The organism is Comamonas sp. B-9 (genome assembly GCF_000410635.1).
Classification (GTDB): domain Bacteria; phylum Pseudomonadota; class Gammaproteobacteria; order Burkholderiales; family Burkholderiaceae_C; genus Comamonas.
In genome coordinates this window covers 423-7410 of sequence record NZ_KE148552.1, presented here as the reverse complement: position 1 = coordinate 7410, position 6988 = coordinate 423, and the positions used below count along the sequence as shown (strand labels likewise).

The 6988-nt window shown below is 64.8% G+C and carries 9 protein-coding genes; 6 read left to right on the top strand and 3 right to left on the bottom strand.

What is annotated here, in order from left to right; genetic code table 11:
* A partial coding sequence (locus H928_RS33180) for a PHP domain-containing protein (RefSeq protein WP_043339499.1) occupies window positions 1-352 on the bottom strand: 352 nt, incomplete at its 3' end.
* Between the two features lie 315 nt (window positions 353-667).
* Between H928_RS33180 and H928_RS0109720 the strand changes: the two genes are divergently transcribed.
* The 5 genes from H928_RS0109720 to H928_RS0109700 all read left to right on the top strand — a co-directional run bounded on the left by H928_RS0109720 (window position 668) and on the right by H928_RS0109700 (window position 4223).
* Complete coding sequence (locus H928_RS0109720) at window positions 668-1507, top strand: transporter substrate-binding domain-containing protein (RefSeq protein WP_021026319.1); 840 nt, start codon at window positions 668-670, stop codon at window positions 1505-1507.
* Between the two features lie 94 nt (window positions 1508-1601).
* On the top strand, window positions 1602-2270 hold the full coding sequence (locus H928_RS0109715; protein ID WP_021026318.1) for an amino acid ABC transporter permease: 669 nt from the start codon (window positions 1602-1604) through the stop codon (window positions 2268-2270).
* 1 nt (window position 2271) lies between these two features.
* On the top strand, window positions 2272-3045 hold the full coding sequence (locus H928_RS0109710) for an amino acid ABC transporter ATP-binding protein (protein WP_021026317.1): 774 nt from the start codon (window positions 2272-2274) through the stop codon (window positions 3043-3045).
* A gap of 18 nt (window positions 3046-3063) precedes the next feature.
* Complete coding sequence (locus H928_RS0109705) at window positions 3064-3534, top strand: Lrp/AsnC family transcriptional regulator (protein ID WP_021026316.1); 471 nt, start codon at window positions 3064-3066, stop codon at window positions 3532-3534.
* 8 nt (window positions 3535-3542) lie between these two features.
* Window positions 3543-4223, top strand: coding sequence for an aspartate/glutamate racemase family protein (locus H928_RS0109700; protein ID WP_021026315.1), 681 nt, complete (start codon window positions 3543-3545; stop codon window positions 4221-4223).
* 69 nt (window positions 4224-4292) lie between these two features.
* Here the strand turns inward: H928_RS0109700 and H928_RS0109695 are convergent, their stop codons facing one another.
* On the bottom strand, window positions 4293-5552 hold the full coding sequence (locus H928_RS0109695) for an FAD-binding oxidoreductase (protein WP_021026314.1): 1260 nt from the start codon (window positions 5550-5552) through the stop codon (window positions 4293-4295).
* Between the two features lie 44 nt (window positions 5553-5596).
* Between H928_RS0109695 and H928_RS31505 the strand changes: the two genes are divergently transcribed.
* Window positions 5597-5812, top strand: a complete 216-nt coding sequence (locus H928_RS31505) for a hypothetical protein (RefSeq protein ID WP_148293113.1) — start codon at window positions 5597-5599, stop codon at window positions 5810-5812.
* A gap of 35 nt (window positions 5813-5847) precedes the next feature.
* On the opposite strand, the gene H928_RS26980 is transcribed toward H928_RS31505, so the two are convergent.
* On the bottom strand, window positions 5848-6988 hold a 1141-nt coding region (locus H928_RS26980), incomplete at its 5' end, for a DHH family phosphoesterase (protein ID WP_043339483.1).

Below are 6988 nucleotides of genomic sequence, written 5' to 3'. Positions count from 1 at the left end.
TCCCTTTTTCCCCCGGGCCGCCCGCCATATCGCGGGCGCGCTGCTCGCGGCCGCCGCGTGTGCGGGCCAGGCCGGCGCGTAGGCCGGGGTGCTGCCAGTCAAAGCCCAGGCCCACGATGTGTACCGTGGTTTCGCCAAAGCTGACCGAGATCTCCACGCCGCTCAAAAACGCCAGCTGCTGCTGGGCGGCAGCCGCGCTCGCCCGGTCCAGGCCGCTGACCTCGTCATGGTCGGTCAGCGCCCACAGCTGCACACCCCTCTCGCGCGCACGCTGCGCCAGCGCTTCCGGGCTCAGGGTGCCGTCGGAAAACGTGGAGTGGCAGTGCAGATCGGCGTTCAGCATGTCTGGCATGAAATTGGCTAGAGGGACCAAGGTGCTTGCGGCGTATACGGGTGGCAGCGCATCAATATGTTCTTTCATTGTAGGCCGCGTGCTGCTTCCAGCGTGTCAGACCCGGCGCAGCGTCGGGGCTATCCCGGGTTTTTCGGGCTCGGCTGTCTCTGAAATGTCAGTATTAACCCTTAAATTGTCGTTGTTTCGCCGATTTGACGAAAATAACAATGCATCTCGACGTTTTGTGTTTTTTACTAGGGTTTTTAACAGGAATACACTGTCGGTTTTTCACGGTCGCGCAGCCCGTTTTCGCTGCGTCTAGAGGATACGTAGATGTTTTCTGTCAAAAAGTGGATGGGTGCAGCGGCCTTGGTAGTCGCAGGTGTATCAGTGGCTGGCGCGGCCCTGGCGCAAGGTGCGGAGTCGACGATGGACCGCGTCAAGCGCACCAAGGAACTGCGCGTGGGCACCGTTGCGGGTGCAATCCCCTATTTCAGCAAGGACCTGGTGACCCAGAAATGGGAAGGCTTTGGCCCCGACTTTGGTGAGAGCCTAGCCAAGAAGCTCGGCGTGAACGTCAAGTTCGTCGAGACCACCTGGGGCAATGCCGTGCTGGACCTGCAGGCCAACAAGATCGACCTGATGTTCGCGATGGCGCCGACCCCCCAGCGCATGGAAGTGGTCAACTTCTCCAAGCCCTTGCTCAACAACACCTTCACCGCCGTCTGCAAAAAGGGCCATGCCCCGGTGCAGACCTGGGAGCAGCTGAACAACCCCGATGCCAAGGTGGTGGTCGATATCGGCTCCAACCAGGACCAGTTCGCCACCCGCGCGCTGCCCAAGGCCAATATCTCGCGTCTGGAGAGCTCGGGCGCGGCGACGATGTCGGTGCAGACCGGCCGCTCCGACTGCCAGGTGCTGGTGGTGCTGCTGTCGCAGCCACTGGTGGCCAAGCGCCCCGATGTGGGCACGGTCTATGTGCCGACCCCGGTCGAGACGGCCAACACCAATGTGGGCCTGCGCAAGGAGCCGAACAAGGACTTCGAGAACGCTGTCAACGCCTGGCTGGATGAAGCCCGCTCCAAGGGCGAGATCCAGTCCGTGGTGCTCAAGAACATGGAAAAGCTGGCCGGCGTCAAGGCCGATTCCTTCCCCAAGGAAGTCAAGTTCTGATGGTTGGTCCACATGGGCGCGGTGCCCATGTGAAACACCCCGGTTGCAGCCGCGTGCTGCCTCCGGGGTGTATGCGTTAAAGGTAGATTGATTTATGTACGAGTGGGACTTTAGTTTCCTGTGGAAGTACCGCATGCTGCTGGTCGGCGGCGTGGGCTACACCTTGCTGTTCACGGTGATCTGTATCCTGGGCGGCCTTGCGGTCGGACTGGTTGCAGGCCTGGGCCGGCTGTCCAGCAACAAGATCATCACGGCGCCGCTGCGCGCCTTTGTCGAGGTCTTCCGCTGCACGCCGGTGCTGGTGCAGCTGGTGTGGTTCTACTACGCGCTGCCCGTGCTCACCGGCATCGAGATGAGCGCGCCGGTGGCCGCTGCGCTGTGCCTGTCGCTGTACGGCGGCGCCTTTTATTCCGAAATCATCCGGGGCGGCATCATCTCCACCGATATCGGCCAGACCGAAGCGGGCCAGGCCATTGGCATGACGCGCGGCCAGGTGATGCGCCGCGTGATTCTGCCCCAGGCTTTCCGCAAGATGATTCCGCCGCTGGTCAACCAGTCGATCCTGCAGCTCAAGAACACCTCGCTGCTGATGGTGCTGGCCGTGCCCGATCTGCTCTACCAGGGCCAGGTGATTGCGCATGACACCTACCGCCCCCTGGAGGTCTACACCTTCATCGCCATCACCTATTTTGTGATTCTTTTCCCTGTGACCTTGTGGGCCAAGCGCCTGGAGCACGGCACATCGGCCGGCAAGGAGGCCTGAGATGCAAGACCAACCGCTCATTTGTATTCGTGGCCTCAAGAAGTCCTTTGGCAAGCTCGATGTTCTCAAGGACATCTGCCTCGACGTGAACCGGGGCCAGGTGGTGGCGCTGATCGGGCCCTCGGGCTCGGGCAAGTCCACCTTGCTGCGCTGCATCAACCTGCTGACCGTGCCCGATGGCGGCGACATCCGCGTCGATGCGCAGTCGCTGGCCTTCAGCGGCAAGCAGACCCAGTTGCCCAAGGACAAGGTGCTGGCGGGTTTTCGCGCACGCACCGGCATGGTGTTCCAGCATTTCAACCTGTTCCCGCACATGACGGTGCTGCAAAACGTCATGGAAGGCCCGCTCACGGTGCTGCGCATCAGCAAGGCGGAGGCCCAGGCCCGCGCCACGGCCCTGCTGCAAAAGGTGGGCCTGGCCGAGCGCGCGCAGATGATGCCCGACCAGCTCTCGGGCGGCCAGAAGCAGCGCGTGGCCATTGCCCGCGCGCTGGCCATGCAGCCCAGCGTGATGCTGTTTGACGAGGCCACCTCCGCGCTCGACCCCGAGCTGGTCGGCGAGGTGCTGCAGGTCATCCAGTCGCTGGCGCGCGACGGCATGACCATGATCCTGGTGACCCACGAGATCGCCTTTGCCCGCGAGGTGGCCGACAAGGTCGTCTTCATGCGCGATGGCGTGGTGGTCGAAGAGGGCCCGCCCGCACAGGTGATCGACAACCCGCAGCACGAGGCCACGCGCAGCTTTCTGGGCCGCATCATCGGCCACACCGCCTAACCAGCAGGGAGGAGAACCATGGATTTTCGACTCGACGATATTGACCGCAAGCTGCTGGCGCTGTTGCAGGCTGACGCCCGCGAGTCCACGGCCAAGCTGGCGCGCAAGCTCAACCTGGCGCGCACCACCGTGGTGGCCCGCATTGCGCGGCTTGAAAAAGAGGGCGTCATTGCCGGCTACGGCGTGCGCCTGGGCTCCAAGCTCGAGCAGTCGGCCGTGCGCGCCTACTGCGGCATCAGCGTGATGCCCAAGACCGCCCAGGCCGTCATGCAGGTGCTCGAGAGCATCCCCGAGGTCGAAGAGGTCTCGGCCGTCTCCGGCCAGCATGACTACATGATCTTTTTGCGCTGCGATTCCAACGAAAAGCTCGATGCCTTGCTCGACCGCATCGGCCTGATCGAAGGCATTCGCCAGACCTACACCTCGGTGGTGCTGAGCCGCAAGATCGACCGCCGTGGCGCACTGCCGGCGCTGCCCCTGCTCGACTGAACCTGCCCATGTTGCCCACCACCGCCTCTGTGCCCTTCCTCGGCATCCTGATGCTCGATACCCAGTTCCCGCGCCCGCCCGGGGACATCGGCAACCTGCAGACCTGGGCAGCGCTGGGCATCCCCGTGCAGATGCACAAGGTGCAAGGCGCCTCGCCCGCCAAGATCGTGCGCGAGGCCGACCCCCGTTTTGTGCAGCCCTTTGTCGATGCGGCCCGCGCAATGCAGGCGCAGGGCGCGGCGCTGATCACCACCAGCTGCGGCTTTCTGGCCGCCTACCAGGAGCTGCTGGCCAGCAAGGTCGATGTGCCGGTGGTCAGCTCCAGCCTGCTGCAGTGCGCACACTTGCCCCGGCCTGGCGTAGTCACCATTGCGGCGGCCAGCCTCACGCCGCGCATTCTGGCTGCTGCTGGCGTACCCGAAGGCACCCCCGTGCAAGGCGTGGCGCCGGAGGGGGAATTTGCCATGCGCATTCTCGGCAATGAATTGGAGATGGACATCGCCCAGGCCGAGCGCGATGTGGTGGCCGCTGCTGTTGCGCTGTGCCAGGCCCATCCGCAGCTGGAATCGATTGTGCTGGAATGCACCAATATGCCTGTCTACCGCGATGCGGTGGCACGTGCTACGGGCCTGCCGGTGCACGATGTGGTGAGCCTGCTGGCCCAGCGCTGGGCGGCGCTGCCGGCCTGATGCCTGGCCAGGCCTAGAGCGCCCGGCCATGCAGCCCGGGCGTAGCGGCATGAACGCTTGAGCTTTTGATTAGCCCTTGAGGAAACGCTCGGCGCGGAACGGCCGCACATCGACCGGTGCATCGTCGCCGCGCATCAGTGCCGCCAAAATGGCGCCCGTGCCCGGCCCGGTGCTAAAGCCAATGTGCTGGTGGCCAAAGGCCAGCCAGAGGTTGCGCTGGCCCGGCATCGCACCAATGATGGGACGGCTGTCGGGCAAGGTGGGGCGGCTGCCCATCCAGGGCGCGGGCTCCAGCGCCTGGCCCATGTCGATTGCCTCGCGTGCCGCAGCCTCGGCCAGGCCCAGCTGGACCGGGTTGGCGGGGGCGTCGATATCGGTCAGCTCCACGCCACTGGTCAGGCGCAGGCCTTGCTCCATTGGGCTCAGCACATAGGCGCCAGCGGTGTCATAGACCGGGCGCGAGATATTGCAGGACGCGGGTGGCGCAAAGTGCATGTGGTAGCCGCGCTCATAGGCCATCGGCACCTTCACGCCCAAGGTGGCCATGAACTGGCGGCTCCAGGGGCCCAGCGCCACCACCACGCGGTCAGCCTCCAGGCCATCGTGCGCGCCATCGGCGCGGATGCGCCAGCGGCTGCCGGCCAGCGGCTCGACGGTCTTGATGCGGGCCTGCGCATACTGGCCGCCCTGCTTGCGGAACAGCTCGGCATAGGCCTTGACGACATCGCCGGGGCTGTCGACCGACCAACTGTCCTTGATCCACAGCGCGCGCTCGAAGATCGGGTTCAGGGCCGGCTCCAGCTGGCGGATATGGTCGCGCTCGAGCACCTCGGTGGCCACGCCAAAGTGGGCCATGCGCTCGCGCGCCAGCGCGCCGCCGGCAAAGGCGCTGGACTGGCGGTAGAGAAACATCCAGCCGTTGTCACGCATGCGGTGCGCGGCGCCACTGGCGCGCAGCAGCTGGGCATGCTCGTTCATCGACAGGCGGATGAGGCTGTCGAGCGCCGTAGTGGTTTCCTCAAACACCTGGCTGCGGGCCTGGGCGACAAAGCGCGCGGCCCAGCCCAGGTTCTGCAGCAAAAAGCGGGCCTGGTAGCGAAAGCCGGCGCTCTGGTTTTTCAACAGCACCGGCAGATTGCCCCAGAGGCCGGGGTTGTTGAAGGGCATCAGCGAGCTGCGCGCGATCACCCCGGCGTTGCCGTAGGAGGTCTCTTCGCCAGGGGCCAGCCGGTCCAGCAAGGTTACGCGGAAACCCTTTTTCTGCAATGCCAATGCGCTGGCAACGCCCACCATGCCGGCGCCCAGCACGGCCACGGAAATATTGCTCATGGAATGTCTTGGGTCCTAGCAGTCATCTAGAAACGATCTAGCGTATGACTGATATTAAATTAACAATCAAAACCAAGGGCTTGGCAAGCGCTGGCGTCCGGGCCATCGCCGGGCCATGCGGCCTGCCAGCCGCTGCGGGCCAGTCCCTGGTCGGGATGCCTGTGCGACAAGCGTTTTTCGCACCGCATCCTGCGGCGCGTATTTTAGGAAATTACGGTGACAAAGGTGTCCCGTTGCCGCGCTATTTCCTTAACTTTTAGTAAAGTCTTGCGGCCCCGCAAACCGCAGGCGCTGCTCAACCGGGCAGCTGGGCGCCTTCGACCAGAAACTGCAGCTTGCGCTGGCCCTGCCATTCGTTGATGTCCAGCCGGTAGGCCAGCAGCACCTTGGTGGGCAAGGGCTCGGTATGGCCAAACCAGATGCCGTCCACCATCTCGCCATGGTGGCGCAGCTTGAGCGACAAATGTTTTTCGCCGACCAGGCGCTGGCTGACGATCTCCAGCTCTTCGCTGAAGGTAGGCGGCGCAAAGCCCTGGCCCCAGACCTGGCTGTTGAGCGTGTCCACGGTCTCGGCATGGCGGAACTGCACCGGCAGCGGGCCATCGGTCTCCAGCTGGCGGGTGAGCGTGCGCTCATCGAGCCATTCCTGTGCGACCTGGGCGAGGGCCTGTTCAAACACCTCGAAATCGTCCAGCGCAATCGTGCAGCCCGCCGCCATCGCATGGCCGCCGAACTTGATCAGCACACCCGGGTGGCGCTTGGCCACCAGATCCAGCGCATCGCGCAGATGGAAGCCGGGGATGGAGCGGCCCGAGCCCTTGAGCTCATGCTCGTGGCCCGGCGCGCTGCTGGCGGCAAACACAAAGGTCGGGCGGTGCAGCTTGTCCTTGATGCGCGAGGCGACGATGCCGACCACGCCTTCGTGGAAGTCCGGGTCAAACACGCTGACGGCCGGTGGCGGCTCGGTGCCTTCTTCAAACAAGGCCTCGGCCAGCAGCATGGCGTGCTCGCGCATGCCCGTCTCGATATCGCGGCGCTCGCGGTTGATGGCGTCGAGCTGGCGCGCCAGGGTGTCGGCCAGCAAGGTGTCGTCGGTCAGCAGGCATTCGATGCCGATGGTCATATCGGCCAGGCGCCCGGCGGCATTGATGCGCGGGCCCAGCGCAAAACCAAAGTCAAAGGTGCTGGCCGTGGCCGCGCGCCGGCTGGCAGCGGAGAACAGTGCGCCCAGGCCAGGGGGCATATGGCCGGCGCGGATGCGGCGCAGGCCCTGGGCCACCAAGCGGCGGTTGTTCGCATCGAGCTTGACCACATCGGCCACGGTGCCCAGCGCCACCAGCGGCAGCAGGCTGTCCAGGCGCGGCTGGGCCATGTCGGCAAAGGCGCCGCGATCGCGCAGCTCGGCGCGCAAGGCCATCAGCACATAGAACATCACG

What these genes read in the sequence shown, in the direction of transcription:
- H928_RS0109720 (WP_021026319.1), top strand. Translation starts at nt 668, where the DNA reads ATGTTTTCTGTCAAAAAGTGGATGGGTGCAGCGGCCTTGGTAGTCGCA.
- H928_RS0109715 (WP_021026318.1), top strand. Translation starts at nt 1,602, where the DNA reads ATGTACGAGTGGGACTTTAGTTTCCTGTGGAAGTACCGCATGCTGCTG.
- H928_RS0109710 (WP_021026317.1), top strand. Translation starts at nt 2,272, where the DNA reads ATGCAAGACCAACCGCTCATTTGTATTCGTGGCCTCAAGAAGTCCTTT.
- H928_RS0109705 (WP_021026316.1), top strand. Translation starts at nt 3,064, where the DNA reads ATGGATTTTCGACTCGACGATATTGACCGCAAGCTGCTGGCGCTGTTG.
- H928_RS0109700 (WP_021026315.1), top strand. Translation starts at nt 3,543, where the DNA reads ATGTTGCCCACCACCGCCTCTGTGCCCTTCCTCGGCATCCTGATGCTC.
- H928_RS0109695 (WP_021026314.1), bottom strand. Translation starts at nt 5,552, where the DNA reads ATGAGCAATATTTCCGTGGCCGTGCTGGGCGCCGGCATGGTGGGCGTT.
- H928_RS31505 (WP_148293113.1), top strand. Translation starts at nt 5,597, where the DNA reads ATGACTGATATTAAATTAACAATCAAAACCAAGGGCTTGGCAAGCGCT.